Genomic DNA, 26,956 nt, shown 5'->3' on the forward strand with positions numbered 1-26,956 from the left:
ATCTAAACTTGAAGCGAAAATAAGGTCCCTTCTCTTTTTAGAGGGGGACCTTATTTTATTCATGCATGTTTTGCATCCAGAAAATCTGGCGGATAAAGATTAATAAACCGTTACATATACTTTTCCGAATACTGCAGTACCTTTAAACAAAGTAATCGTGGCTTTCCCTTTTGATTTAGCCGTCACTAAACCATTTTGATCGACTTCAGCAACTTTTTGGTTATCAGTCCAATAACGAGTAGCTGAATTATTTTTAACAGAATAGGTTTCTCCAACTTTTAGAGGTAAATTATAGTCTTGAATCTTGATAACATGTGTAGGTGAAATAGAAATGTTCTTTACTTCAGTAGGTGTGGAGTTTATTTCATGAGCTGAAGCTACCCCGCTGACCGACAGAGCTAACGCAGAAATCGATAAAGCAGAAACAACCGTTTTTTTGAAATTCATTTTGAAACACTCCTTTAAAGTTTTTTGTCTTGCACTATAACAATTCAATAAAAGTAATTATTTTCCTTGTAAATAAATGTTAATAATATGTGAACGATCAATTGATTTGAGCTAAGAATATTGTGTGCCCTGCACAGAGTTTGTATTTATGATGGAAAATTGCTGAGAGAGAATGGCCATCCTTAAAATGTTAATAGCACACATTTGATGGGTATTAGTTTGTTGAGCGTGTGGAAATTTTGTTACCTGCACTTTATCCCCGAAGATACCAAATCACTTTTCTTCATCATGTTCTTACTTTCGTACTCATACATTAGAAAATCTTCGTTCTAAATAGGTGAAGAATTGGAGTATTTTTATGAATTTCTGCTGAATATACATTACATAGCAAACTCAAAGAGTATAAAAATCGCTTTTTTCCGGAAGCTTCGGTAAAAAACGAAACTTTTGTCTCTATGATTTTGTTTTATAATGTAAACGGTTTCTTATATAGTATACTTATACTATCAATTTGCTCAAGTAGATACTGACAGGAAGGATAGAAAAACAGATGGAATACATAAATACAAGACAAAAAGAGATTTTGTATCTGTTGTTATCTGAACCTGATGACTATTTAGTTGTGCAAGATTTCGCAGATAGGGTACAGTGTTCTGAAAAAACAATCCGGAATGATTTGAAAGTGATCGAGGATTATCTCAATGAGCATTCTCATGCACAGCTTATTCGAAAACCAGGGTTGGGCGTTTATTTACATATAGAAGAACAGGAAAGGACCTGGCTAAGCCAACAATTACATACTGAACATTTTTCTTCTAGGCAGCGGAGCGATAAGGAAAGAATGCTGCACATTGCTTATGACTTATTAATGAATCCGAAGCCTGTTTCCGCAAAAGACATTGCCGCTCGGCATTTTGTCAATCGATCTTCCATTAAAAAGGATTTATACGCAGTAGAAGAGTGGCTGAAGCGTTTTGATCTCACACTGGTTTCTAGGCAGCGGCTTGGATTAAAGGTTGAAGGGAACGAAAGAAATAAAAGAAAGGCATTGGCAAGAATATCTGATTTGATTCACAATACAGCGTTTACCAGCCAATTTATTAAAAGTAAGTTTTTACATTATGAAGTAGACTTTGTGACGAAAGAAATCAAATCACTACAAAAAAAGCATTCCCTCTATTTCACAGACGAAACGTTTGAAAGTTTGTTGCTGCATACATTGTTAATGGTCCGCCGCATCAAAATGAAGCAGCCGATTTCATTGTCCCCAAAAGAAATGGCGGCAGTAAAAAAGAAGAAAGAATATCAATGGACATTTGCTTGTTTACAGCGGCTTGAACCGGTTTTTGCAATTCGCTTCCCTGAAGAAGAAGCCGTGTACTTAACATTACATATATTGGGCGGTAAGGTTCGTTATCCATTGCAGACAGAAGAGAACCTTGAAAATGCTGTGCTTCCTAAGGTTGTAGGGCATTTAATCAATCGTGTTTCAGAGCTGAAAATGATGGATTTTCACAAGGATCAGGATTTGATCAATGGTTTGAACATTCATCTCAATACTGTGCTACAACGGCTGAGCTACGATCTTTCTGTAGCAAATCCTATGCTCAATGACATCAAAAAGATGTACCCTTATTTGTTCCACCTCATCATTGATGTTTTGGAAGACATCAATCAAACTTTTGATCTTCATATTCCTGAGGAAGAGGCAGCATATTTGACATTGCATTTTCAGGCAGCGATCGAACGGATGCAGGGCAGCAGCGAGACACATAAAAAGGCGGTTATCGTCTGCCACATGGGGATTGGGATGTCACAATTGCTGAGGACAAAAATTGAACGGAAATGTCATCAAATCGCTGTAATGGCTTGTATTGCAAAGGCCGATTTAAAGGATTATATCAAAAAGCATGAGGATATTGATCTTGTCATATCCACCATTGCGCTGGAGAATATAACGGTTCCCCATATTGTTGTATCTCCGCTTTTAGAGCCTGGCGAAGAGAAGAAATTAAGTGCGTTTATACGTCAGCTGGGCGAATCACACCGCCAAAAACAAAAAACGTTTCAGATGCTGAACAATACGACTCCTTTTTTGGTTTTTTTGCAGCAGGAGGCGGAGCATCGCTACAAGTTAATCGAACAGCTGGCGACAGCTTTGTTTGAGAAAGGCTATGTTGATAAGGACTATGCGGTTCATGCGGTGATGAGGGAAAAAATGTCGGCGACAAATATTGGGTCAGGCATTGCCATTCCTCATGCAAACGCTAAATTTATTAAACAATCAGCAATCGCGATTGCCACATTAAAGGAGCCGCTTGAATGGGGAAATGAAAAAGTTTCGCTCGTTTTTATGCTGGCTGTCAAACACGAGGATCAAACCATGACAAAGCAGCTGTTTAGCGAGCTTTCATATCTTAGCGAGCAGCCGGCCTTCGTCCAGAAGCTGACGAAAGAAGCCAATGTCATGACATTTTTATCTCATTTGGATTATTAAAAGCAGGGATTATTCCTTGCTTTTTTTTTGTTATAGGGAAAAATGCCTTTATTACCGGAACCTATGGTAAAAAAAGCGATTTTAATGAGCTGATTTCGGTATACAGTTGAGACAAGATCTTATTATTCACACTTTAAAGGAGGTTTCCTATGAAACTGTTAGCGATTACATCTTGTCCGAATGGAATCGCCCATACGTATATGGCAGCGGAAAATCTGCAAAAAGCTGCTGACAGACTGGGCGTTAGCATCAAAGTTGAGACCCAGGGAGGGATTGGTGTTGAAAATAAGCTAACCGAAGAGGAAATTCGCGAAGCGGACGCAATCATTATTGCTGCAGACCGCTCGGTAAACAAAGACCGGTTTATAGGCAAAAAACTGCTGTCTGTGGGGGTACAGGACGGCATCCGCAAACCGGAAGAATTGATTCAAAAAGCTCTTAACGGGGATATACCGGTCTATCGTTCCGCTACAAAATCGGAATCCGGTAATCATCAGGAGAAGAAACAAAATCCAATTTACCGTCATTTAATGAACGGTGTTTCATTTATGGTTCCTTTCATTGTTGTCGGCGGATTATTGATAGCGGTTGCATTAACGCTTGGAGGGGAGAAAACACCTAAAGGCTTAGTTATTCCGGATGATTCCTTCTGGAAAACGATTGAACAGATCGGCAGTGCTTCATTTTCATTTATGATTCCGATTTTAGCCGGCTATATCGCCTATAGCATCGCTGATAAACCGGGACTTGTGCCAGGGATGATCGGCGGTTATATTGCGGCGACTGGAAGTTTTTATGACAGCGCAAGCGGCGCCGGATTCCTCGGGGGGATTATTGCCGGATTTTTGGCTGGATACGCGGCACTTTGGATCAAAAAATTAAAAGTTCCAAAAGCAATCCAGCCGATTATGCCGATTATTATTATTCCGGTGTTTGCATCACTGATTGTAGGTTTAGCGTTTGTGTTTTTGATCGGCGCGCCTGTAGCTCAAATTTTCGCCTCTTTAACAGTTTGGCTGGCGGGGATGAAAGGGTCGAGCTCGATCCTACTGGCATTGATTTTAGGGGCGATGATCTCATTTGATATGGGCGGTCCTGTAAATAAGGTGGCGTTTCTGTTTGGATCGGCAATGATTGGAGAAGGAAATTATGAAATTATGGGACCAATTGCTGTCGCCATTTGTATCCCCCCGATTGGCCTTGGCATTGCGACGTTTTTAGGAAAAAGAAAATTCGAGGCATCTCAAAGAGAAATGGGGAAAGCGGCATTTACGATGGGTCTCTTCGGCATTACTGAAGGAGCGATTCCATTTGCGGCGCAGGACCCTCTGCGCGTTATTCCAAGTATTATGGCAGGCTCAATGACAGGTTCTGTGATAGCCATGATTGGCAATGTGGGAGACAGAGTGGCGCACGGCGGACCTATCGTTGCAGTGCTTGGCGCAGTTGATCATGTCTTGATGTTTTTTATTGCTGTGATTGCAGGATCTCTTGTCACTGCTCTGTTCGTCAATGTACTAAAAAAGGATATTACGGCGTCTCCTGTGCTCAGTGAAACTGCACCGCCCTCCGCGCCAAGTGAAGCTGCGGCAGCAAATGAAATAAAGCAGCCAATTCAAAGCCAAAAAGCTGAGATGTCGGAATTTAAAAAACTGACAGACATTATCAGCCCGGAATTAATTGAACCAAATTTATCGGGGGAAACGAGGGATGACATCATAGATGAATTGATTCAGAAATTGTCCCGAAGAGGTGCGCTGCTTTCAGAGAGCGGGTTTAAACAAGCCATTTTGAATCGTGAACAACAGGGAACAACGGCGATTGGCATGAATATCGCGATTCCGCACGGAAAGTCTGAGACGGTCAGGGAGCCGAGTGTTGCCTTTGGGATCAAACGATCAGGCGTTGATTGGAATAGCCTGGATGGATCAGAAGCTAAATTAATCTTTATGATTGCTGTACCGAAAGAGAGCAGGGGAAACCAGCATCTCAAAATACTGCAGATGCTATCTCGAAAGCTAATGGATGACAATTATAGGGAGCGGCTGCTCTCCGTGCAAACAACAGAAGAAGCATACAAGCTGCTAGAAGAAATCGAATAAAGCGGGGGATTTTCATGACGACTGAACCGTTATTTTTCAAGCCTGTTTTCAAAGAAAGAATTTGGGGCGGGACCGCTTTAGCTGATTTTGGCTATACCATTCCGTCACAACGAACAGGGGAGTGCTGGGCTTTTGCCGCGCATCAAAATGGTCAAAGCGTTGTTCAAAACGGAATGTATAAGGGGTTCACGCTCAGCGAATTATGGGAACATCACAGACATTTATTCGGACAGCTTGAAGGGGATCGTTTCCCTCTGCTTACAAAAATATTAGATGCTGACCAGGACTTATCTGTTCAAGTGCATCCGAATGATGAATATGCCAACATACATGAAAACGGTGAGCTTGGAAAAACAGAATGCTGGTACATTATTGATTGCCAAAAAGATGCCGAGATTATTTATGGCCACAATGCAACAACAAAGGAAGAACTAACTACCATGATAGAGCGTGGAGAATGGGATGAGCTCTTGCGCCGTGTAAAGGTAAAGCCGGGGGATTTTTTCTATGTGCCAAGCGGTACTGTTCATGCGATTGGAAAAGGAATTCTTGCTTTGGAGACGCAGCAGAACTCTGACACAACCTACAGATTATATGATTATGACCGAAAAGATGCAGAAGGCAAGCTGCGCGAGCTTCATCTGAAAAAGAGCATCGAAGTGATAGAGGTCCCGTCTATTCCAGAACGGCATACAGTTCACAATAAACAAATTGAGGATTTGCTTACAACGACATTGATTAAATGCGCTTACTTTTCGGTGGGGAAATGGAACTTATCAGGATCAGCAAGCTTAAAGCAGCAAAAACCATTCCTTCTTATCAGTGTGATTGAAGGGGAGGGCCGTATGATCTCTGGTGAGTATGTCTATCCTTTCAAAAAAGGAGATCATATGTTGCTGCCTTACGGTCTTGGAGAATTTAAACTCGAAGGATATGCAGAATGTATCGTCTCCCATCTGTAACATGCAGGGCTTGAGAAATAAATTTGCGAGTGAAGACGCCTATTCTCCAGCAATGATCTAAATAAAATAAGAGTTTAATAGTTGGAGAAGAAATGTTACACTCTTTTCTGTATATGGTAAAGAATGAAAAAACACGATTCGGTTGGTAGTCCGGATGCATGATTGAGAATGTCAGTAACCTTCCCCTCCTCGGGATGTCCATCATTCTTTAATATCTTTTATGAGGAGGGAATCGTTATGAAATTAACGATTTACTACGATGGTCAGTTTTGGGTAGGCGTTGTTGAAGTTGTGGACAATGGAAAGCTAAGAGCCTTTCGTCATCTTTTTGGCAAAGAGCCGAGGGATTCTGAAGTATTAGAGTTTGTTCATAACCAACTCCTGAATATGTTGGCCCAAGCTGAGCAGGAAGGAGTTCGTTTACAAGGCAGACGTCAAAAAAAGATCAATCCAAAAAGATTGCAGCGCCAGGTTTCAAAAGAGTTGAAAAACGCCGGAGTAGCTTCTAAAGCTCAAGAGGCGATAAAGCTAGAGCTTGAAGCAAGAAAGCAAAAGAAAAAACAAATAATGAAAGAACAGCGAGAACATGTAAAAGAGCAAAGGTATATGCTCAAAAAGCAAAAAGCGAAAAAGAAGCACAGAGGTAAATAATCCAAACAAAAGCAGGCGCAGTGCCTGCTTTTGTAATTAAGGACTCTACTTTGTAACATATAGCCAATGTTTATAATCCGCTGATTTATGATTCAATATAAACCCTAACTTCTCCAAGGTTTTTTGTGAGCCTAGATTATCATGTTCGCATCTTGCGGTGATCCGGTTTACTGTTTCTTGGTTTAATGCCCAGTTTATTAGTTTTTGGGCGGCTTCCACACAATAACCTTTGCGGCGATGACTTTTATTTGTTGCAAAACCGATTTCAATCATGCCATTCTCGTCTGGATCACCTAAAAATCCAGTTCCCCCAACAATTTCATAATTGTCCTTCTTTACAATAATCCATGAATCAAATCCTTTTGTTCCATTGTTTTTGACTAAAATCTCGCGGAAATAAGGTATTGCTTCAAAAAAATCAGAATTTGGCCATTCACCATTTGTTTCATAACCTAAGTTTTTGATAGCCTGATGATCTTGTTTAGACGCAGCGTCAAGAAGGGGAATATCAATCGTTTTTAAACGTAATCGATTCGTTTCAAGGAGAACCATATATCTAATCCTCTTTTCTTTTTACTGCGAATAATGATAACATATAACAATTTTCTCTGATACCTTGGCAGTAGAGAAAGATGAAAAAATTGAGGGGGATAGAAAGAGTGACAGGTGAGAGTTTGCCCAGCCCAAAAACGGGTAGGAAAATGCTGATGTTAATGTGACCCTACCCGTTTTTCTGTTCCTAAATGCAGGGTTTCTGATAACATGTTGTGCTACCTTTTCGCAATCAAATAAAGCGATATGGCTCTTTGGGTTTGAACAGGATTATGAATGATAATGACCCATTGGTTTCTTCGTCTTGGAAAGCTTGCTACCGCATACAATGGAGCAGTATCGCGCGGAGTGAACCCACCATTTATCACGTTGATATCTCTTCCTTCAAGATGACAAACTAAGTATTCACCTGGGTTGATGACCTGTTGGTTCGTCCATGCGTAAGAATAAAAGCCGTCTCCAAGATCTTCGGTGGAAGATGGGGGGACAAAGCCATCTACAGTCAATGTGATTTCTCTTCTTCGCTGTCTTTCTGAAAAGTCTGGACTTCTTTGAGGGTTATGAGTATGTGAAAAGTAAGGAATTAACGCAGGGCCATAAAAGTAATGATACAAAGCAACCACTCCTTTATTTTCCATTCATACAAATTGTATGTGGGAGTTATTTGTTCATTCCTGTTTTGTTCCATGTAGACTAATAATGGGCTATAGGCGTCCAAGGAAATCAATTTGTCCTTCCGTTGATTCAATGCTAGTAACCTTGAAAATGCAGGTTAGGATGATAGAATTTACATATTACTGCAAGAAGTTAGACATACATCATTTTGATAGTGGGTGAAAACAATGGCGAAAAAAATGGCAAAAACAAATGCGGTTCGTCTGATAGAACAGCAGAACATCTCTTATGAGGTATTAGGGTATAAAACAGACGGCCAGCCGGTAGATGGCATCTCTGTTGCGGAAAAAATCGGTTATTCTTTGAAATATGTATATAAAACGTTGGTTGCAGCAGCAGGAACAAATCATTATTATGTCTTTGTTGTACCCGTTGCAGAAGAGTTAGATGTAAAAAAGGCAGCAAAGGTGACAGGGGAAAAGAAAATAGAAATGATTGCAATGAAGGAGCTGTTAGCGGTAACTGGCTATCTTCGCGGCGGCTGCTCGCCAATTGGCATGAAAAAATTGTTCCCGACCTATATTGATGCATCTGCAGAAACGCTTGATTTTATTATTGTCAGTGCAGGGAAAATCGGTATGCAGCTAAAGTTGGCGCCACAAGATTTAGCCAGATCATGTGATGCCGCATTTGCAGAAATTGTATAGATGCAGATATAGGGGAACGAAAAAGCTTAGTCATATCGATTAAGCTTTTTCCGCATCCCTTTCAAATATGATTTCAAAATAAGCAGCTGCCCCATACCCATCTATACTGGGAGCGAAAATCTGAACGAATCTCCAGCCTCTTTTCGCATAATCATGGATGATTTGCTGGTAGTCTTCTTTAGGCCTTCTTCTCATCGTACTCAGCTCAACTCTTACGAATTCATATTCTTTCATCGTTTGATCCCTCCTATTAAGGTATACGTAAAATGGAGCGAGAAGTTCCGAAAACCTAGGTTAAGGTCGGAAAGTATATTTCACTCACTAAACAAATCCATTTATGCCTGATGCCTGCATGCATCTGGGAAGAGTTAAGGGGCTATAAAAACGAATTTTACCGGGTCAGCAGTCCAAATGAATCTCTTGCTTATTGCATTTGACTGAGTATATAAGTAAAAAAAGAGCGGCCAGAACATATAAGAAGGAGATGATCATTAACGCACTCATAACAGGGTAGTGTTTAGCGGAGTAGATGAAAAAATCAAGCTGTGAAATTTGTTTGGGGCTGCTGACGGCATCAATTCCATTAAGCAGTTTTGAGAGTTTAGCAGTATAGTTCCAATCAAATCGATCTGAAACAAGCTCGCTTCCTTGATACCAATTAACAGCAGCTAAAAACAGAAATACCATAATAGAAAATCCAAGCTGAACAACTAAAAATATTCCCTTCACTTTTGTATGACCTCCAAATCTATGAATATGGGAAAATCAAACAATATATTACCACCGTATGGGTTATTCTTGCAATTTCACTTCCATACAACTCAAACGCAAGTCTATTTTTTTGTTTGTTTTTGGCTTATAATACCTGATGATGGAAAAAGAGTGCGGGTTTATAGATTAGAGAAACAAATGTATTTCTTAGCATTTTTTATTTGTGGAGAGAGTATAGAAGCATTCGATTAGATCTGCTTTTTCACAGAAACGGTTTTCATCTGTTTGCCTGAGCTTTACAATTGGCTGGCAAAAAAACAATGATTTCTTTCAATCAAAACATGCAACGATGCGACACATTTTATATCTTGATGACTTATTTCATTGCCTTTAAGTCATCCTATCGAGAAAGCGATGGTATTTTATGAACAAAGAAACCCTAAAAAACATACTCATGATTTTTTCAATATGCGCAACACTCCGAGAAACCGATGGTATGCGCATAGCTGATAGCTGGATTTTGAGTGAGATTATACGATTTTTGATTTGCATGGTTGTGTTTTTTGCCATGACATTTCTATTAGATGCTGTTTTTCCAAACAAAAAAGAGTCACATTAATGTGTGGCTCTTTTTGCATCATCTGATCAGAAACATCATAAATGAATCGATCATCATGATGAAGAACAGCAAGCAAAAATAAATAAGCGAGTAGACAAACATATCCTTTGCCCACTTCACGTCATCGTCTGTTTTGAATCCTTTGATGCTTTTTTTGATCCATATGCCTCCGAGAACCAAGGCGGCTAAGAAATAAAATGGGCTTATATGGCCGGTGCCGAGAGAGAAAGGAAATAATAGCGTGACCGGCACCAGGACGGCAATATATTGCATCATTTTTATTTTTGTTACATGATTGCCTTTGACTACTGGCAAGAGCGGAACGCCAGCAGCGCGATATTCCTCTTTGCGTCTTATCCCAATCGCCCAAAAATGCGGCGGCTGCCACAGAAACATAATCGTGTACAACAGCACTGCTGTCATACTGAAGTCACCGGTTACGGCACAATACCCCATCAATGGCGGCGCAGCTCCTGGGAAGCTCCCGACAAATGTGCTCCACACAGACGTTCGTTTCACCCATACCGTATAGATGATCGCATAAAAAATAAAGGCGGCCAGTCCGAGAAAGGCCGTTAATGGATTGAGGGAATAAAGCATGGCAAGACCTGCGATTCCTAAAACAGAGCCATATGTTAAGATCATGGCTGGCGGCATTTTCCCTGTGACCGAGGCCCTGCTGCGAGTTCGTGCCATTTTTGCGTCCATATGCCGATCAAAATAGTTGTTATAGACAGTGCCGGAAGCCATCACAAACGCGGTTCCCAACATTGCTGTTACCATTGTCATCAAAAAAGCCAAGCCGGTTAACGTTTTTTCTGCGCTTGCAAACGCGATCCAAAACCCGCCGAAGGCTGCTATCGAGTTTGATATGATAATGCCCGGCTTTGCAAGTTTGATAAAATCGTAAATGGTTACCCGGTTCGAAGCTTTTATGTATTTTGTTTCAGATATGGCTGCAGAATCTCTTGTATTCTCCAAAAATAGACGCCTCCCCCAAAACTGCATGCTTTTGTTATCGTAACAAGAGGGGGACAGAATCACAATTATTTCCCATATTTGTCATGATATTGTCATTTTTAAAACAAAAAAATGGGGAGCTGGACTGCCCCCATTTTGATATGTGGCGACTAGTAACCGTAACCTCCCCCATATCCTCCGCCATAACCTCCGCCGTAACCGTACCAAGGGTAGTAAGGCGGTCGCGGGCGCGGGTAGTAATAAGGCGGGCGCGGATAAAACGGGTAGAACGGATAATACGGTCTTGGATAATAATAAGGCGGATAAAATGGCGGTCTCGGACGCGGATAATAATAAGGCTGTCTTTCATCATAAGGGGTAATTTGTTCAAATGACTGTTCATTCAAAGGGTAATCCAAGAGGAAAACCTCCCTAGCTTTTTTTATTCCTTTTACCATATTCCTGATGCTTAAGTTGGGTGTATGTACATTCATGAAATTCGGTTTTTTTTATGATGAAATTCCTTAAAAAGGATTGACATGAACTTCTAAATCTCATAGTATTACAAATGTGAAATAAATGTTACTACAATGTTACAAAAACATTTCTATAGATACAGTTCCAACTGATGAAGAGTAAATCGAAATGGCTACGAAAGAAGGAGTTTTTGTTGTTGGCAAAAAGAATCAAATGGTTTCATGTATTAATAGCAGTTGTATGTGTGGTGGGCCTTATCGGCTTTTTCCATAATCATTCATTGAAAAAAGAAACGGTCATGAATAAAGTAAGAACTGATTCTCAATATGGGAATGTTGAGATCGCAACGCTTGTGAATGACGGGAAAACTTTTAATTACGCGGTAAACTATCCTGTTTTCAAAAATGAAAAAATGGATTCGGCATTAAAAAGATTCGCAGAAAAAGAGGTTCGTCAATTTCAAAAGGAAACAAAGGACGTTGACCAAGAGCATACGACAAAACGCAACGAATTAAATGTTGATTATAAAATTGTCCATTATGCCAAACAGACAGTGGCGATTGTATTTAATGAATATAAATACATCGGCGGGGCACACGGGCAAACCGTGAAAAAAACGTTTAACTATGATTTTAGTAAACAAGCGTTTCTTTCCATTGATGATATTTTCAAAGAGGACGCTGACTACTTACATAAGCTTTCGTTAATCGCTTATCACGAGCTGAAAAAGAATAAGGACATTGCCGCGGACGATGCACTGTTAAAGGAAGGGACGGCTCCGAAAAAAGAAAATTTCAGCCGCTTTGCCATCAAGGAGGATTATATCGAACTTTACTTTGACACATATCAGGTTGCAGCAGGCTATCTTGGAGAGCAATCGATTGCCATTAAGAAAAGTCTTTTGAAAGACATTCTGAAAGAACAATATATTGATAAAGCAAAAAATAAAAATAAAATCAAAGAACAAAAGCCGAAGCATGAAGTGATTTCTTTACCCAAAGAGGAAACAGTTGATCCAAATCAAAAAGTCATTGCGCTTACTTTCGACGACGGCCCGAATCCTGCGACAACAAATCAGATTCTAGACTCCTTGAAGAAATATAAGGGTCATGCCACGTTTTTTGTTTTGGGGAGCAGAGTTCAATATTATCCGGAAACGCTAATAAGAATGCTGAAAGAAGGAAATGAGGTTGGGAACCATTCATGGAGCCATCCGCTTCTCACAAGGCTTTCAGTGAAAGAAGCGTTAAAGCAGATCAATGATACGCAAGACATCATTGAAAAAATAAGCGGATATCGTCCGACGCTTGTAAGACCCCCATACGGCGGCATTAATGATGAACTGCGGAGTCAAATGAAAATGGATGTTGCGTTATGGGATGTTGACCCGGAAGATTGGAAAGACCGTAACAAAAAAACAATTGTTGACCGTGTCATGAATCAGGCGGGAGATGGAAGAACCATTTTGATTCACGATATTTACCGCACCTCTGCTGATGCGGCCGATGAAATTATAAAAAAGCTCACCGATCAAGGCTATCAATTGGTGACAGTTTCTCAGCTTGAAGAGGTTAAAAAACAAAGAGAAGCGAAATAAATTAGAAAAGGCTGTCCGTACGGACAGCCTTTTTTCTATTTAATAAGAGCCTGTGGTGGCCCAAACATTTAAGTTTGGTCCTGAATACTTGCCGAAAGCGTAAGAAGTCCTTGGATCTAAATCATATACCATCGGTGTATAGCAAGACTTTTGGCCGGCCACCGCTTTTCCATTGCCGCCTGCAGAATCACAATTATATCTTTTTCCGTCTGTGTTCCGGGTAATCTCCGCATTTGCTTCATAGCCAGACGTCAATGTATTATTCATCGTGATTTTTGCCCAAGCCGTTTTACATGTACTGCTGAATTTAAGCTCGACTACTCCGATGACTTGATTGCTGGCATTCACTAAGTTTGAGGATTTTTTTGTAGAGCCGCTGGACGCACAATCATTGTAATAAGGGCTTTTTCCATCGTAGGCATGGGTTTCCGCCTTGGCGGGTGCACCTTTGACGGCAAAAACAAATACTACTGCGAATAACACCAATGAAGCCTTCATAAACAGTCTTTTCAATTTATGACCTCCTTAATATGGCAAACAATAAATCATATGGAGGAACAATCAAAACATGCATGCTTTTTTGTGAACAATAAAGGCGGCCGGGAGGATGGAGTTCTTGGCCGCCTCTGGTATGAGGTTATGCTTTTACATCAATGGTTTGTCCGAGAGTTGGATGTTGAATCATCTTTAAGGTTTGATCGGCATTTTGCTGGGCGGTGTCCAGCATTTTTTTCGTTAAAGCAATATTTACATTCTGGGCAAGGGATGCTTGATGCATCGCAACCGATAAAGCAGGAATATCCATGGTTCCACCTCCTATGCCTTACCTATCGGCGGGTTTGTATGATTTTACAGTGAAAAATGGCTTAATTTCTCTTGTTGACCCTTACGCTGCGGCATATCGTATGTTTTTGACAAGGAGGGAATCAGGATGAATCTAGTAATGGAAAAGACCTTTGAGCAATACGAAAAGCTGTTTTCAATGGAAGAACAGAAAAGAGAAGATGTATTTCGGTATACGATGATGAGGCCGTTTGAAAAGATGTGGACCGCCATCCAAGTTCCGCTGAAAGCGAAGGAGCCAAACGGCTATGATGTGATCATGGCTGCGAAAATGCTGGGCTATTTGGATGTCCGTGATGCTGAAAGCGGCCAGAAAGCACTACAAATACTGAAAGAATCACATGTTTCAGAGACAGCTGAATCTGCACTTCGGCAATGCATATTTTTTGCTGAGCGCGAACAGCTGCGGGTGAATGCAAAGGAGATCAAATTCGGCCTTTATATCGCTGATCCAAATAAGCTTCAGCTGCAAAAAGGCTACTGCGGGTTTGGCGGGATACCGGGCTTTATTCATGTATGGATTAATCCGAACAGTTATAACCTGCCAAGGATTCCTTCCATTATTGCTCATGAGTTTCATCATAATGTGCGGTTTTCGTATATAGATTTTCATCATGGCTCTGTAAGTGTCGGGGATTATCTTGTGATTGAAGGATTGGCGGAATCATTCGCCAGAGAGCTGTTTGGTACGGAACGATTGGGCCCTTGGGTAACTCGTTTTGATCATGAAGACTTGCAATATTCCATTGATGTGATTAATGAGGTGCTGGATGTGAAAGGATTTTCGGAAGTCAGCCGTTATATGTTTGGTGATCCAATTGCTAACGACCAAGGCTTTAAGCCTGCAGGTTTATCGGCTTTTGCGGGTTATGCAGTTGGCTATCATGCCGTTCAGTCATTTATGAATCAACATCATATCACGATAAGCGAGGCCACACGTTTGGATGCGAAGACCATTATTTCTCAATGCGGTCTGTTTTCTACATGAAAAAAGCGTCACATACAGCGGCGCTTTTTGATTCCCAAAACCAGCAGTTCTATGGCGGCACAGGCGGCAATTCCGATTGTATATGCTTCGATATCGCTCCATAAAAAACCGTACCCTAGTACAAGCCCGCCAAGAGAAGTATCTCTAATCTGGTCGATCCATTCGGCATGATAGAGCTGGCTGAATTCAATGACAAAACAGAAAGAAAGACTGATAATGCCCGTTATCATTGTCTTCAGCTTCCGAAATAGAAATCCGCATCCCGTGAAGATCATGGCGGCCCACAACGAGTCTCCCAGATAAGTATTGAGGGTATCAGGAAGAACACTGGAGAATGCTCTGGATCCAAGCCCCAGCCCAATGATCAGTATGGTGAAAACTGCATATATCCAACGATTTCGCTTCATTGCGAATTGATACCCCGTCTCTGCTTCATCTCCCTGTATTGTAAGGAATATAGCTTTTATTTGTCCACTAAAAAAGCGGCTGAATAGCCGCGTAGGGTGTTTATTTTGCTTTTAGGTTTACATGGTCGGCTGTCTGATCCGTGCCTATTACAAAATGGAGTTCATAGCGGCCTGTATCATATACATAATCGATTTCATCGGTAAACGGGACGGTTAACACCCGATTTACTGGTCCTAATTGCTTCTGCAGCACTTCCGGCGTAACTCCGCCTAAATTCAGCTGCCGTTCCACACCGGTTCCAAAGTAGCGGATTTCTGAAATTGTCATGTCTTTATGATAGGAAAATCCGTAGCCCGGCTGTCCCATATTCCAGTGATATAAATCAAATCGATTGTCTCCCCCGACTGGTCTTTCCGGTTCCCCAAACGCAGCGTGGACATCCCCTTTTGTGCTTTTGTTAATGGTAAGGCCTTGCGCCTGCTGAGGCATTTCCCCTTTATAGGCGGTGTTATAGAGGTTTTTGACAAGCTCAGCGGCTGATTGATTCGTGTTTTCTGAGAGTGTGTTTGTTTGAGCTGCGGCCTTTGCCGGTGCTGAAAAGGACGCAGCCCCAAAGCCGGTAAAACAGCTTGTTACTGCTGCTGCCGCGGTTATAGCAGACATTGTCTTTTTCATGTTAATCCCTCCTAATTGATCTACCATTCCGTTTCCCCGTGTTTTTGCAACGAAACATGTGAGTGCGCTTTGTATGTTTTATTGAGTTGTTGTAAGGGAACTGAAATAGGTAATTCGGTATATAAAGCAAGAAAGGGGAATGGAGATGGCTGGCAAGAAAACAATCACAATAAACGGCGTTGAAATGGAAGCGTCCGAGGAACAGACGGTGCTGCAGCTTTTGAATAACAGCTCGATTGAAGTGCCGCAAGTTTGCTATCATCCAAGCTTAGGGCCGATTGAGACATGTGATACGTGCATCGTCAGCATCAATGGTGAGCTGAAGAGGTCGTGCTCCGCTGAATTAAAGGATGGGGATGTCATTGATACGCTCTCACCTGACGTGAAAAAAGCGCAGGTCATCGGGATGGACAAGATTTTATATAATCATGAGCTTTATTGTACAGTTTGCGATTACAACAATGGGGGATGCGAAATACATAATACGGTGAAGGAAATGAAAATCAATCACCAAAGCATTCCGTTTGATCACAAGCCATACCATAAGGATGAATCCCATCCGTTTTATCGGTATGATCCAGATCAATGTATATTGTGCGGACGCTGTGTTGAGGCATGCCAAGACGTTCAGGTAACTGAAACGCTGACCATTGACTGGGAGCGGAAACGCCCGCGCGTCATTTGGGATAACGACGTGCCGATCAATGAGTCGTCATGTGTGTCATGCGGCCATTGTTCAACGGTCTGTCCGTGCAACGCGATGATGGAAAAAGGAATGGAAGGGGAAGCCGGATATTTAACAGGCATCAATAACGAAACGCTGCGACCGATGATCGAGATCACGAAAGGCGTAGAGACAGGCTACGGCTCGATTCTCGCGATTTCTGATATGGAATCGGCCATGCGTGATGAACGAATCAAAAAAACGAAAACCGTCTGCACGTATTGCGGCGTCGGCTGCAGCTTTGATGTCTGGACAAAGGGCAGAGACATTCTGAAAGTAGAGCCGCAGGAGGAAGCGCCTGCCAACGGCATTTCTACTTGTGTGAAAGGCAAGTTCGGCTGGGATTTCGTTAACAGCGAAGAACGCCTGACAAAGCCGCTGATCCGTGAAGGCGATCATTTCCGTGAAGCAGAGTGGGAGGAGGCGTTATTGCTGATCGCCAGCAAGTTCACTGAATTAAAAGAGGCGTTTGGCCCGGATTCTCTCGCTTTTATTACATCTTCTAAATGTACAAATGAAGAATCCTATCTTATGCAAAAGCTGGCCAGAGGGGTCATTGGCACAAATAATGTGGACAACTGCTCTCGCTATTGCCAATCTCCTGCGACTGCCGGCCTGTTCCGGACAGTCGGCTATGGCGGTGATTCAGGATCAATTACAGATATCGCGCAAGCGGACCTTGTTTTGATTATCGGTTCGAACACGTCTGAGTCGCATCCAGTCTTATCCACTCGGATTAAACGGGCTCATAAGCTGAGAGGGCAGAAAGTGATCGTCGCGGATATCAGAAAGCACGAAATGGCAGAGCGCTCAGATTTATTTGTCCAGCCGCGTGCCGGATCGGATATCGTCTGGCTGAATGCGATCGCCAAATATTTAATAGAAAACGGCAAGGCCGATGAACGATTTTTGAGAGAAAGAGTGAACGGACGGGATGAATATGTAAAAAGCCTCGCGCCGTACACACTTGAATATGCTGAGGAGAAAACCGGGATTGATCAAGAAACCCTTATCCAAATGGCAGAGATGATCGGGCAAGCTGACAGTGTGTGCGCATTGTGGGCGATGGGCGTGACACAGCATATTGGAGGAAGCGACACGAGCACGGCGATCTCTAATCTGCTGCTTGTGACAGGAAACTACGGAAAACCGGGAGCAGGTTCTTACCCATTGCGCGGCCATAACAACGTGCAGGGAGCAAGTGACTTTGGGAGTATGCCTGACAGACTACCGGGCTATGAAAAAGTGACGGACGAACAAGTCCGCCAAAAATACGAGCGTGTGTGGGGTGTGCCGCTGCCGAAGGAGCCGGGTATGACCAACCACGAAATGATTGAAAAAATCCATTCCGGACAGTTGAAAGCGATGTATGTAAAAGGTGAAGAAATGGGCCTTGTCGACTCCAATATCAATCATGTACACGCTGCATATGAAAAGCTTGATTTCTTTGTGGTGCAGGACATTTTCCTTTCACGTACAGCGGAGTTTGCTGATGTGGTTCTTCCTGCGAGCCCGAGCCTTGAAAAAGAAGGAACGTTTACAAACACAGAACGCCGGATTCAGCGTTTGTATCAGGTATTTGAACCGCTGGGTGAATCAAAGCCGGATTGGCAGATTATTATGGAGGTTGCCAATAAGCTTGGCGCCGGCTGGCTCTATGAGCATCCTGCAGACATTATGGAGGAAGCAGCCAAGCTGTCGCCGATTTATGCCGGTGTCACCTATGAACGTCTTGAGGGCTATAATTCCCTGCAATGGCCTGTAAACGCTGATGGAAAGGATTCGCCTTTACTCTTTACAGAGCGCTTCCCTTTCCCAGACGGCAAGGCCATTCTCTACCCTGTCCAGTGGACAGAGCCTAAGGAATTCGGTGAGGAATATGATATCCATGTCAACAATGGGCGGCTCTTGGAGCACTTCCACGAAGGGAACCTGACTTACAAATCAAAAGGGATTTCGGAGAAAACACCGGAAGTGTTCTTAGAAATTTCTCCTGAGCTTGCGGCAGAACGAGGGATTCAGGACGGAACCCTCGTCAGACTCACATCGCCTTTCGGAAATGTCAAAGTGAAGTGCCTGATTACTGATCGAGTCAAAGGGAAGGAAGTATATCTGCCAATGAACGATTCAGGGGAAGCGGCGATCAACCTGTTAACAGGCAGCCATGCCGATAAGGATACCGATACGCCTGCTTACAAAGAAACATCGGCCAAGATGGAAATTTTGAAGCACGACGGAATCAGCCCGCTGCCTAAGATCAACCACCGCAACGGCAATCCGCAGCCGCAAATCGGTGTGCAGGTTCATAAGAAATGGGCGCGGAAGGATTATATTTTCCCTGGTGACGCTGTGAAAAGGGGGATGGGCCATAATGGCTAAAGCGATTAAACGAATCCAAAAAATCGAGGTAACAGAAGAGGATCAGCGAAAGCGTGATTTGCGGGAAATTGAAGATGCTCTAATTGACCACAAAGAAGCGATTCTCGAAACATTGCATATGCTGGGCCATATGAACGAGCGCGGGGTCCTGCCGTTGCTCCGCGGCCTTTTTGGTCAAGGGGATAAAGTTCTTGATATCCTGGTGAAAAAGGCAGATACAGAGGAAACAGCCAATACGCTGAAAAATCTGCTTCTTCTGTTTGGAACACTCGGCATGCTGGACGTGAAGCAGCTGGAGCCTCTCATTTTGAAAGTGAATGCGGGTGTGGCAAGCGCTGTAGAGCAGAAAAACAGTGAAGAAAAGACAGGTTATTTTGATATTATCCGCTCGCTAAAAGACCCGGAAATCAACAAATCAATTACACTGCTCTTTTCCTTTTTAAAAGGAATGGGACAAGATACAAAGGAGCTGGAACGCACGACGCAGCCTCCGGAACACCAAAAACATCATCAGGAACCCCGAGAGAAAAGAGGAATGAATAAGCGAGATTGACCTCCCACCCGAGCGGCTTCAGCCAGCTCGGGTTTTTTGATGAAAAGGTCTAATGGACTAGTAAAAAATATTCAAATACTAGGAAGAAGTAAGATTGTGATGAATGAGATAGAAATAATCGTTACTTTCTTACCTGTTAAGAAAAGGAAAAATCTGATTATAATAGAAATCGATTACTTTAGATGGGGGAACAATCATGAAAAAAGTCTTATTACTATTATTTGTCTTGACGATCGGGTTAGCGCTTTCTGCGTGCAGCCAATCGAGCGATGCGTCAGAGAAGGAAAAACCGAAAGAGAAAAAATCGCAAGAAGAGCTTGAAAAGGAACTTGATAAGGAATTGAAAAAAGGCGGTGAGCCGAAGACCAAAAAAGATGATCAAATACATAAAATAGGAGAAACATTTAAAGCAGGACATACGAATTTTACAGTGAATAAAGTTGATAGAGTGCAAAAAGGTGAATATATGAATGTTGGCGGAGCTGTAAATGAGGAGACAAAAACAATAAAAGATGATGAGGAACGGCTTATTATAGAAGTTACGATGGAAAATATAGGGGAAGATTCAATAAGCTACAATTTTATCGGGTTTGATTTAAGAGATAAGAATGATCAATCAGTGCGGCCTGTTTTTTCTATAGAAGAGAAGGGCAGAATCCTTATGGGAGGAACACTAGTATCGGGGAAAAAGGTTACAGGTGTACTCAGTTATGTCATCCCTAAAGGAGAACAGAAACATTACACACTGGTATATAATCCGTTTTTAGCTGATACAAATAGCAGTAATACAGAAGAGAGAGTAAAGGACGATATTGATTACTTGGTGAAGTTAGATTAGATGCTAATTTACAGTTGCACGTTTTTCATCTGTGGAAAACGTGCATTTTTTATAGCGAAACTTGACTTGAAAGGATGAGTGATAAAAGTGCAAACCAAATGGCTGGAACGGGCACAGCGGATTCGGGCGATCGCCCAAGCGGGGCTTGCTTTTTCCAAGGATGTGTACGACAGGGAGAGGTACGAAGAGCTAATGAAGCTTAGCGCGGAAATGATGGCGGATTACTCGGAGAAGGACATTGAAGTTATCACTGATTTATGGCAAGGCGAGAAGGGCTATCCAACACCGAAAGCGGATGTTCGCGGCGCTGTATTCAGAGAGAATCAGATTTTGCTTGTCCGGGAGAAGCATGATGAGCTGTGGTCGCTGCCGGGCGGATTTTGCGAGATTGGTTTATCGCCGGCTGAAAACGTTGTCAAGGAAATCAAAGAAGAGTCGGGGTACGATACAGAGCCGTCTCGATTGCTGGCCGTGCTAGACAGCCATAAACACTCTCATCCCCCTCAGCCTTATCACTATTATAAAATCTTCATCGCATGCAGCATGACGGACGGGCAGGGGGAAACAGGGATCGAGACGAATCATGCCGCTTTTTTTCCGGAAGACAGACTCCCGCCGCTTTCTCCTAAACGAAACACACCCTCACAGCTTAGCATGCTGTTTGACTTTTTGCGCCATCCGGACAAGAAAACGATATTTGACTTAAAAAGAAAGAGCCTGTGGGCTCTTTCTTTTTTATAATGTAATGTGTTTTTCGTTGGCGAGTTTCAGAAGGGTCAAAATAGAATCGGCTTGTTTATGGCCGAGTTTTTGCTTTAATTTGTTTTCTTCAACTAATCGGCTGCCATAAATTTTGACGGAGGCTTTGTCGACGACAGTATGCCAGTTTTCCTGTTTTTTTCCCTCAACAAGCGGTTTTTCATGTCTCTCAGAAAAAGAGAACACAAAGAGTACGAATGCAAGTGAAAGTAGGATTCCGACAACTTGTTTTTTGTAATCAGTCTGTGCTGCCACGTTGTTCTCTCCTTCACCTTTTACCTTCTATTTAATCATAGAACCAAATTATTTTACATAATGGGAAAGTCATTTTTGGAGTTAGTGCATTTGGTTGAAAACAGTGACGTTTTTTGAGCGGAGCGGTGCAATTGAATCCATATTGGATTTGCGTGCTTATGCCTAAGGTCACGTTGTGAGCCAAAACAGCAGTGCAGAATAGAAAAAAATTGAAAGATTATGGTAAGATGAACGAAATTCGAGGGGGAATATATGATGCCTGCATCGAACATCGTGATCGCCTGCCTGCTGTTATCAATTTAATTATTTGTGGTAGTCCCTCTCTTTTTCGAAAGCGGGAGGTGAAGTGGAACATTCATTGCTTAATTTTTTCAAGGGAGTGACCATAATGAGTGTGTTAAACCGCCGGCAAGCCTTGCAGCGAGCGCTGCTCAATGGGAAAAACAAACAGGATGCGTATCATCCGTTTCCATGGTACGAATCGATGAGAAAGGATGCGCCTGTTTCCTTTGATGAAGAAAACCAAGTGTGGAGCGTTTTTCTTTATGATGATGTCAAAAAAGTTGTTGGGGATAAAGAGCTGTTTTCCAGTTACATGCCGCAGCAGACAAGCTCTATTGGAAATTCCATCATTAACATGGACCCGCCGAAGCATACAAAAATCCGTTCAGTCGTGAATAAAGCCTTTACTCCGCGCGTGATGAAGCAATGGGAACCGAGAATTCAAGAAATCACAGATGAACTGATTCAAAAATTTCAGGGGCGCAGTGAGTTTGACCTTGTTCACGATTTTTCATACCCGCTTCCGGTTATTGTGATATCTGAGCTACTGGGAGTGCCTTCAGCGCATATGGATCAGTTTAAAGCATGGTCTGATCTTCTGGTCAGTACACCGAGGGATAAAAGTGAAGAAGCTGAAAAAGCCTTTTTGGAAGAACGAGATAAGTGTGAGGAAGAACTGGCTGCGTTTTTTGCCGGCATCATAGAAGAAAAGCGAAACAAACCGGCGCAGGATATTATTTCTATTTTAGTGGAAGCGGAAGAAACAGGCGAGAAGCTGTCCGGTGAAGAGCTGATTCCGTTTTGCACGCTGCTGCTGGTGGCCGGAAATGAAACCACTACAAACCTGATTTCAAATGCGATGTACAGCATATTAGAAACGCCAGGCGTTTACGAGGAACTGCGCAGCCATCCTGAACTGATGCCTCAGGCAGTGGAGGAAGCCCTGCGTTTCAGAGCGCCCGCCCCGGTTTTGAGGCGCATTGCCAAGCGGGATACGGAGATCGGGGGGCACCTGATTAAAGAAGGTGATATGGTTTTGGCGTTTGTGGCATCGGCAAATCGTGATGAAGCAAAGTTTGACAGGCCGCACATGTTTGATATCCGCCGCCATCCCAATCCGCATATTGCGTTTGGCCACGGCATCCATTTTTGCCTTGGGGCCCCGCTTGCCCGTCTTGAAGCAAATATCGCGTTAACGTCTTTGATTTCTGCTATTCCTCATATGGAGTACGTCAGTATCACTCCGATTGAAAACAGTGTGATATACGGATTAAAGAGCTTCCGTGTAAAAATGTAATAGATAAGGAGACTGGAGATTCATGAAAAAGTACCATATTTCGATGATCAATATCCCGGCGTACGGACATGTCAATCCTACGCTTGCTTTAGTAGAGAAGCTTTGTGAGAAAGGGCACCGTGTCACGTACGCGACGACTGAGGAGTTTGCGCCCGCTGTTCAGCAAGCCGGTGGAGAAGCATTGATCTATCATACATCCTTGAATATTGATCCTAAGCAAATCAGGGAGATGATGGAAAAGAATGACGCGCCCCTCAGTCTTTTGAAAGAATCACTCAGCATTCTGCCGCAGCTTGAGGAGTTATATAAGGATGATCAGCCTGATCTGATCATCTATGACTTTGTTGCGCTGGCTGGTAAATTGTTTGCTGAAAAGCTTAATGTTCCGGTCATTAAGCTCTGTTCGTCATATGCCCAAAATGAATCCTTTCAGTTAGGAAATGAAGACATGCTGAAAAAAATAAGAGAAGCAGAGGCTGAATTTAAAGCCTACTTGGAGCAAGAGAAGTTGCCGGCTGTTTCATTTGAACAGTTAGCTGTGCCGGAAGCATTAAATATTGTCTTTATGCCGAAGTCTTTTCAGATTCAGCATGAGACGTTCGATGACCGTTTCTGTTTTGTCGGCCCCTCTCTCGGAGAACGGAAGGAAAAAGAAAGCCTGTTGATTGACAAGGATGATCGCCCGCTTATGCTGATTTCTTTGGGTACGGCGTTTAACGCATGGCCGGAATTTTACAAGATGTGCATCAAGGCATTTCGGGATTCTTCATGGCAAGTAATCATGTCGGTTGGGAAAACGATTGATCCAGAAAGCTTGGAGGATATTCCTGCTAACTTTACCATTCGCCAAAGTGTGCCGCAGCTTGAGGTGTTAGAGAAAGCTGATTTGTTCATCTCTCATGGCGGGATGAACAGTACGATGGAAGCGATGAACGCAGGTGTGCCGCTTGTCGTCATTCCGCAAATGTATGAGCAGGAGCTCACTGCAAATCGGGTTGATGAATTAGGCCTTGGCGTTTATTTGCCGAAAGAGGAAGTGACTGTTTCCAGCCTGCAGGAAGCGGTTCAGGCTGTATCCAGTGATCAAGAGCTGCTCAGCCGCGTCAAGAATATGCAAAAGGATGTAAAAGAAGCTGGCGGAGCGGAGCGTGCGGCAGCTGAGATTGAAGCGTTTATGAAAAAATCCGCTGTCCCGCAGTAAAAACATAAAAACCGAAATCAATTTGATTTCGGTTTTCTGTTTAAATATTTTTTTTCATCCCGCATCTCCGGCATTCTCTAAGAAATTTTCCGCCTTTTACAGAGCTTTTGAACAGTGTGTAATCACAGTTGTCGCAGCGCCCGCTGCGGGCATCCGGATATTCATTGAATTCGTAAACAATCGATGTATCGTAGCCTTTTGTTTCATATTCTTCTTTTTTTGTTTCCATGTCGATCCTCCGTTACAAGACGTGTCTGCTGTTTATCTTACAGCAAGCTTCCGGCGTATTCAATGGATTTTAGGAGTCTGGGTTTATCTTGATTTCTCCCTTGGTTTGCGCCAAAATAGCTTTAATAAGCTTGTATACATAAAAAGCCTATGCAAAGAGGAGAGGAAACGGGTATGGGAAAAGGGTTACTTGGAAAACGTGTGGCAATCGGTGGCTCACGAAAAACGGAAGAAATCAGTACAATCATTGAAAAACAGGGCGGAATACCTGTCATCCGGCCTCTCCAAGGTACAGTTTACTTAGCAGAGAAGCAGGTGGAGCCGGATTTGCGGACGTTTGTGGAGGGAAAAAAAGCTGACTGGGTCATTTTCACGACAGGCATCGGGTTGGAGACTCTTGTCGATATGGCAGAGAAAATTGGACTGAAAGATGAGTTTCTGCAGGCCATTCGCCAAGCGAAAGCGGCATGCCGGGGATACAAAACGCTGTCTGCGCTGAAAAAGCTTGGAATCACACCGGAAGCTTCGGATGAAGACGGGACAACAAGAGGCTTAATCCGTTCTTTGGAGCCTCACGACTTTTCAGGAAAAACAGTCATGGTGCAGCTTCATGGCGAAAAAGCGCCGGCTCTCATGGCATTTCTTGAAGAAAAAGGCGCGTCTGTCCTGCCGATTCTGCCTTATCAGCACATCCCGCCGGAGGAGGAAACGGTGGAGCGGTTATGCCGAGAGCTGATGAACGGTGAGATCGATGCCATTTGTTTTACAACTGCCATTCAGGTTCGTTCCCTGTTTGATTTTGCCAAGGGGCGAGGTTATGTCAATGAAGTGAAGAAGGTATTCAAAGAACGCGCCATCGCAGCTGCTGTCGGAAAAGTGACTGCTGAAGCACTGCGGGAAGAGGGCATTACGAGACTGCTTACGCCAGAGATTGAGCGGATGGGTGCAATGATTGTTGAGCTGGCCAAGTATTATGAAGAAAAGGAATAACAAGTACAAAAAGCCGCTTTTCCCTCGGAAAGCGGCTTTTGTCTGTCATTCATTCTGCTTCAGCTGCTGATGAACGGTGAATAATGATGGGTATGTCAGCACGCTTAAGATTACACAAGTCAGCGCGGCTGAGGCCATCGTTGTAAACACGATTAAGAGCTGAAAGCGTACTGCCTGAATCGGGTCAGCGCCGGCTAGAATCTGGCCAGTCATCATGCCGGGAAGCTGGACAAGACCCAGTGTTTTCTGGCTTTCGAGCGTCGGGATCATACTCATTTTCATCGCTGAGGTAAGAATGCGCTGTATGGATTGCTTCGGTGTGCCGCCAAGTGACAATATTAATTGAATTTCTTCTTTGCGAACGCCGACTTCTGAGTTAAGCCGGTTTAGAAACAAACTTGAGAGCACCATCGAATTTCCGATGACCATCCCGCTGATCGGAATGACATATCGTGCCGTAAGCGGAATGATATGAAGAGACAGCAGAATTCCCTGCGTCACAATTTCTACGATTGCTAACGCGGCAAACACCCTCCAAAACGAACCGATAGTATTTTTCTTTCGCTTGATGACATTTTGCGCCGCCACCGCGAGCATTAACAGCACCATCAGCAGGATAAAAACAGGGTGGTCTCCGCGAAAAATCAGCGACAAAACATAACCGATGATAAGCAGCTGCACCGCGGCCCGGATGGTGGCGATGATCATGTCTTTTTCTACACCGGCTTTAAAGGATTTTGATAAAAACAAGGCGATCAAAACAAAGATCATCGTTAAAGAGAGAGAAAGGTAATCCATTACCGGGTCCCACCCTTCAAAAATTCTTTCGCTGCTTCATGCTGCGGAGCGGAGAAAAATGTTTCGGTTTCAGCGATTTCAAGCAGCCGGCCATCTGCCATAAACCAAATGGCATCGGCTACTCGTTTTGCCTGCTCCATATTATGAGTGACCCACATGACTGTCCATTTTTTCTCTTGATGCTGACGTTTGATCAGTTCTTCAATCTCAAGAACAGAAACCGGGTCCAAGGCCGACGTGATTTCGTCCAACAATAGAATGGAGGAAGGATTTGAGAGCGTTCTGGCCAGTGACAGTCTTTGCCGCTGCCCGCCCGATAAGTCTCTGGCGCTTCTGTCTAACAGCTCTGGCGGCAGCCCTGCAAGAGAAGCCAGCTTTTCAGGAGAGTACAGCTGGGATTGATGCAGCCTTTGTACAAGACTTAAATTGTCACGCACTGTCCCGTCGAGCACGGGAGCCGATTGAAACGCGAGGGCTGCCGTTCTCCTCAGCTCATTGACATTCCATTCTCTGACTTCCTTTCCATATATGTTGATTTCGCCGCTGTCAGGCGTTCTCATTAAATTACACATAGAAAGGAGGGTGCTTTTGCCTGAGCCGGAAGGGCCTAAAACGGCTACGATTGCACCCTGTTGAATGTCTCCGGTGACATCCTGCAGCACATCATAGGTTTGTCCATCTTGTTTATAGCTTTTTCTGACTGATCTGAAGGAGATGGCTGGTATGTTTTGTGTTTGATCGTTTGCTTCCATTACAATAATCACCTTTCAATATAAGTAGGCTGACATTATATTTAACTATAACGTGAAACAGATTCCTTTTGGTAGCACAAATAAAGGAG

The 26,956-nt window shown here is 43.1% G+C and carries 29 protein-coding genes; 14 read left to right on the forward strand and 15 right to left on the reverse strand.

Annotated elements, in window-relative coordinates:
* Positions 1–99 precede the first annotated feature (99 nt).
* Positions 100–447, reverse strand: a complete 348-nt coding sequence (locus MHB62_RS06415) for an Ig-like domain-containing protein (protein ID WP_003232839.1) — start codon at positions 445–447, stop codon at positions 100–102.
* A gap of 550 nt (positions 448–997) precedes the next feature.
* Here MHB62_RS06415 and manR point away from each other — a divergent pair.
* The 4 genes from manR (at position 998) to MHB62_RS06435 (ending at position 6,659) form a co-directional block, all read left to right on the forward strand.
* Entirely contained in the window at positions 998–2,944 is a 1,947-nt protein-coding gene (gene manR / locus MHB62_RS06420; RefSeq protein WP_032721360.1) for a mannose transport/utilization transcriptional regulator ManR, read from the forward strand.
* A 149-nt stretch (positions 2,945–3,093) separates the two neighbouring features.
* Positions 3,094–5,046 (forward strand): PTS mannose transporter subunit IIABC, encoded by a 1,953-nt coding sequence (manP, locus tag MHB62_RS06425; protein WP_032721362.1) that lies wholly within the window; start codon positions 3,094–3,096, stop codon positions 5,044–5,046.
* Positions 5,047–5,060: 14 nt separating this feature from the next.
* Entirely contained in the window at positions 5,061–6,008 is a 948-nt protein-coding gene (manA, locus tag MHB62_RS06430) for a mannose-6-phosphate isomerase, class I (RefSeq protein ID WP_032721363.1), read from the forward strand.
* Between the two features lie 168 nt (positions 6,009–6,176).
* Entirely contained in the window at positions 6,177–6,659 is a 483-nt protein-coding gene (locus MHB62_RS06435; protein ID WP_015252318.1) for a YjdF family protein, read from the forward strand.
* A 45-nt stretch (positions 6,660–6,704) separates the two neighbouring features.
* Here MHB62_RS06435 and MHB62_RS06440 read toward each other — a convergent pair whose 3' ends face one another.
* Positions 6,705–7,211 carry a GNAT family N-acetyltransferase gene (locus MHB62_RS06440; protein ID WP_032721367.1) on the reverse strand — a complete coding sequence of 169 codons (507 nt, stop codon included), beginning with the start codon at positions 7,209–7,211 and terminating at the stop codon, positions 6,705–6,707.
* A gap of 218 nt (positions 7,212–7,429) precedes the next feature.
* Positions 7,430–7,825, reverse strand: a complete 396-nt coding sequence (locus MHB62_RS06445; protein WP_009967031.1) for a hypothetical protein — start codon at positions 7,823–7,825, stop codon at positions 7,430–7,432.
* A 228-nt stretch (positions 7,826–8,053) separates the two neighbouring features.
* Between MHB62_RS06445 and ybaK the strand changes: the two genes are divergently transcribed.
* Complete coding sequence (gene ybaK / locus MHB62_RS06450) at positions 8,054–8,533, forward strand: Cys-tRNA(Pro) deacylase (RefSeq protein ID WP_003244878.1); 480 nt, start codon at positions 8,054–8,056, stop codon at positions 8,531–8,533.
* A gap of 39 nt (positions 8,534–8,572) precedes the next feature.
* Here the strand turns inward: ybaK and MHB62_RS06455 are convergent, their stop codons facing one another.
* The 4 genes from MHB62_RS06455 to cotT form a co-directional block, all read right to left on the reverse strand.
* On the reverse strand, positions 8,573–8,767 hold the full coding sequence (locus MHB62_RS06455; protein WP_003232825.1) for a DUF4177 domain-containing protein: 195 nt from the start codon (positions 8,765–8,767) through the stop codon (positions 8,573–8,575).
* Between the two features lie 165 nt (positions 8,768–8,932).
* Positions 8,933–9,262 (reverse strand): YjdJ family protein, encoded by a 330-nt coding sequence (locus MHB62_RS06460; RefSeq protein ID WP_003232822.1) that lies wholly within the window; start codon positions 9,260–9,262, stop codon positions 8,933–8,935.
* A 619-nt stretch (positions 9,263–9,881) separates the two neighbouring features.
* Positions 9,882–10,871 carry a heme o synthase gene (cyoE, locus tag MHB62_RS06465; protein WP_010886488.1) on the reverse strand — a complete coding sequence of 330 codons (990 nt, stop codon included), beginning with the start codon at positions 10,869–10,871 and terminating at the stop codon, positions 9,882–9,884.
* Between the two features lie 122 nt (positions 10,872–10,993).
* Entirely contained in the window at positions 10,994–11,242 is a 249-nt protein-coding gene (cotT, locus tag MHB62_RS06470) for a spore coat protein CotT (protein WP_003245601.1), read from the reverse strand.
* Positions 11,243–11,493: 251 nt separating this feature from the next.
* On the opposite strand from cotT, the gene pdaC reads away from it, so the two are divergent.
* Complete coding sequence (gene pdaC, locus MHB62_RS06475; protein WP_003245023.1) at positions 11,494–12,897, forward strand: peptidoglycan-N-acetylmuramic acid deacetylase PdaC; 1,404 nt, start codon at positions 11,494–11,496, stop codon at positions 12,895–12,897.
* Positions 12,898–12,936: 39 nt separating this feature from the next.
* On the opposite strand, the gene MHB62_RS06480 is transcribed toward pdaC, so the two are convergent.
* A complete protein-coding gene (locus MHB62_RS06480; RefSeq protein WP_003244679.1) occupies positions 12,937–13,410 on the reverse strand; it encodes a YjfA family protein in 474 nt (157 codons plus the stop codon).
* A 124-nt stretch (positions 13,411–13,534) separates the two neighbouring features.
* Positions 13,535–13,702 carry a YjfB family protein gene (locus MHB62_RS06485; RefSeq protein ID WP_014476499.1) on the reverse strand — a complete coding sequence of 56 codons (168 nt, stop codon included), beginning with the start codon at positions 13,700–13,702 and terminating at the stop codon, positions 13,535–13,537.
* A 126-nt stretch (positions 13,703–13,828) separates the two neighbouring features.
* Between MHB62_RS06485 and MHB62_RS06490 the strand changes: the two genes are divergently transcribed.
* Positions 13,829–14,728: a DUF2268 domain-containing protein gene (locus MHB62_RS06490; RefSeq protein WP_003244687.1), complete on the forward strand. Its 900-nt coding sequence runs from the start codon at positions 13,829–13,831 to the stop codon at positions 14,726–14,728.
* A gap of 8 nt (positions 14,729–14,736) precedes the next feature.
* Here the strand turns inward: MHB62_RS06490 and MHB62_RS06495 are convergent, their stop codons facing one another.
* The gene (locus MHB62_RS06495) at positions 14,737–15,135 is read right to left on the reverse strand and encodes a DUF2809 domain-containing protein (RefSeq protein WP_009967034.1); all 399 of its coding nucleotides are present in this window, start codon (positions 15,133–15,135) and stop codon (positions 14,737–14,739) included.
* Positions 15,136–15,235: 100 nt separating this feature from the next.
* Positions 15,236–15,811, reverse strand: coding sequence for a YjgB family protein (locus MHB62_RS06500; protein WP_003245827.1), 576 nt, complete (start codon positions 15,809–15,811; stop codon positions 15,236–15,238).
* A gap of 145 nt (positions 15,812–15,956) precedes the next feature.
* On the opposite strand from MHB62_RS06500, the gene fdhF reads away from it, so the two are divergent.
* From fdhF to MHB62_RS06520, 4 genes are all read left to right on the forward strand, one after another.
* Positions 15,957–18,914: a formate dehydrogenase subunit alpha gene (gene fdhF, locus MHB62_RS06505; RefSeq protein WP_003245240.1), complete on the forward strand. Its 2,958-nt coding sequence runs from the start codon at positions 15,957–15,959 to the stop codon at positions 18,912–18,914.
* Positions 18,907–19,467 (forward strand): DUF1641 domain-containing protein, encoded by a 561-nt coding sequence (locus tag MHB62_RS06510; protein WP_003232799.1) that lies wholly within the window; start codon positions 18,907–18,909, stop codon positions 19,465–19,467. The genes fdhF and MHB62_RS06510 overlap by 8 nt, the downstream gene beginning before the upstream one ends.
* 196 nt (positions 19,468–19,663) lie before the next feature.
* A complete protein-coding gene (locus MHB62_RS06515; protein WP_003244850.1) occupies positions 19,664–20,305 on the forward strand; it encodes a DUF4352 domain-containing protein in 642 nt (213 codons plus the stop codon).
* A gap of 78 nt (positions 20,306–20,383) precedes the next feature.
* On the forward strand, positions 20,384–21,046 hold the full coding sequence (locus tag MHB62_RS06520) for an NUDIX hydrolase (protein ID WP_080015518.1): 663 nt from the start codon (positions 20,384–20,386) through the stop codon (positions 21,044–21,046).
* Here the strand turns inward: MHB62_RS06520 and MHB62_RS06525 are convergent.
* Positions 21,041–21,319: a hypothetical protein gene (locus MHB62_RS06525; protein ID WP_003232791.1), complete on the reverse strand. Its 279-nt coding sequence runs from the start codon at positions 21,317–21,319 to the stop codon at positions 21,041–21,043. The genes MHB62_RS06520 and MHB62_RS06525 overlap by 6 nt on opposite strands.
* A gap of 388 nt (positions 21,320–21,707) precedes the next feature.
* Between MHB62_RS06525 and yjiB the strand changes: the two genes are divergently transcribed.
* Positions 21,708–22,898: a monooxygenase YjiB gene (gene yjiB, locus MHB62_RS06530; RefSeq protein WP_019712505.1), complete on the forward strand. Its 1,191-nt coding sequence runs from the start codon at positions 21,708–21,710 to the stop codon at positions 22,896–22,898.
* Positions 22,899–22,920: 22 nt separating this feature from the next.
* Positions 22,921–24,099, forward strand: coding sequence for a glycosyltransferase (locus MHB62_RS06535; protein ID WP_003232783.1), 1,179 nt, complete (start codon positions 22,921–22,923; stop codon positions 24,097–24,099).
* A gap of 40 nt (positions 24,100–24,139) precedes the next feature.
* Here the strand turns inward: MHB62_RS06535 and MHB62_RS06540 are convergent, their stop codons facing one another.
* Positions 24,140–24,328: a hypothetical protein gene (locus MHB62_RS06540; RefSeq protein WP_003232781.1), complete on the reverse strand. Its 189-nt coding sequence runs from the start codon at positions 24,326–24,328 to the stop codon at positions 24,140–24,142.
* 173 nt (positions 24,329–24,501) lie between these two features.
* Here MHB62_RS06540 and MHB62_RS06545 point away from each other — a divergent pair, with 173 nt between their 5' ends.
* Positions 24,502–25,317 carry a uroporphyrinogen-III synthase gene (locus MHB62_RS06545; protein WP_019712504.1) on the forward strand — a complete coding sequence of 272 codons (816 nt, stop codon included), beginning with the start codon at positions 24,502–24,504 and terminating at the stop codon, positions 25,315–25,317.
* A 45-nt stretch (positions 25,318–25,362) separates the two neighbouring features.
* Here MHB62_RS06545 and MHB62_RS06550 read toward each other — a convergent pair whose 3' ends face one another.
* On the reverse strand, positions 25,363–26,115 hold the full coding sequence (locus MHB62_RS06550) for an ABC transporter permease (RefSeq protein ID WP_003232776.1): 753 nt from the start codon (positions 26,113–26,115) through the stop codon (positions 25,363–25,365).
* On the reverse strand, positions 26,115–26,867 hold the full coding sequence (locus tag MHB62_RS06555) for a phosphate ABC transporter ATP-binding protein (protein WP_019712503.1): 753 nt from the start codon (positions 26,865–26,867) through the stop codon (positions 26,115–26,117). The genes MHB62_RS06550 and MHB62_RS06555 overlap by 1 nt, the downstream gene beginning before the upstream one ends.
* Between the last annotated feature and the right edge of the window lie 89 nt (positions 26,868–26,956).

The organism is Bacillus sp. FSL K6-0255 (assembly GCF_045040725.1).
GTDB lineage: Bacteria > Bacillota > Bacilli > Bacillales > Bacillaceae > Bacillus > Bacillus subtilis.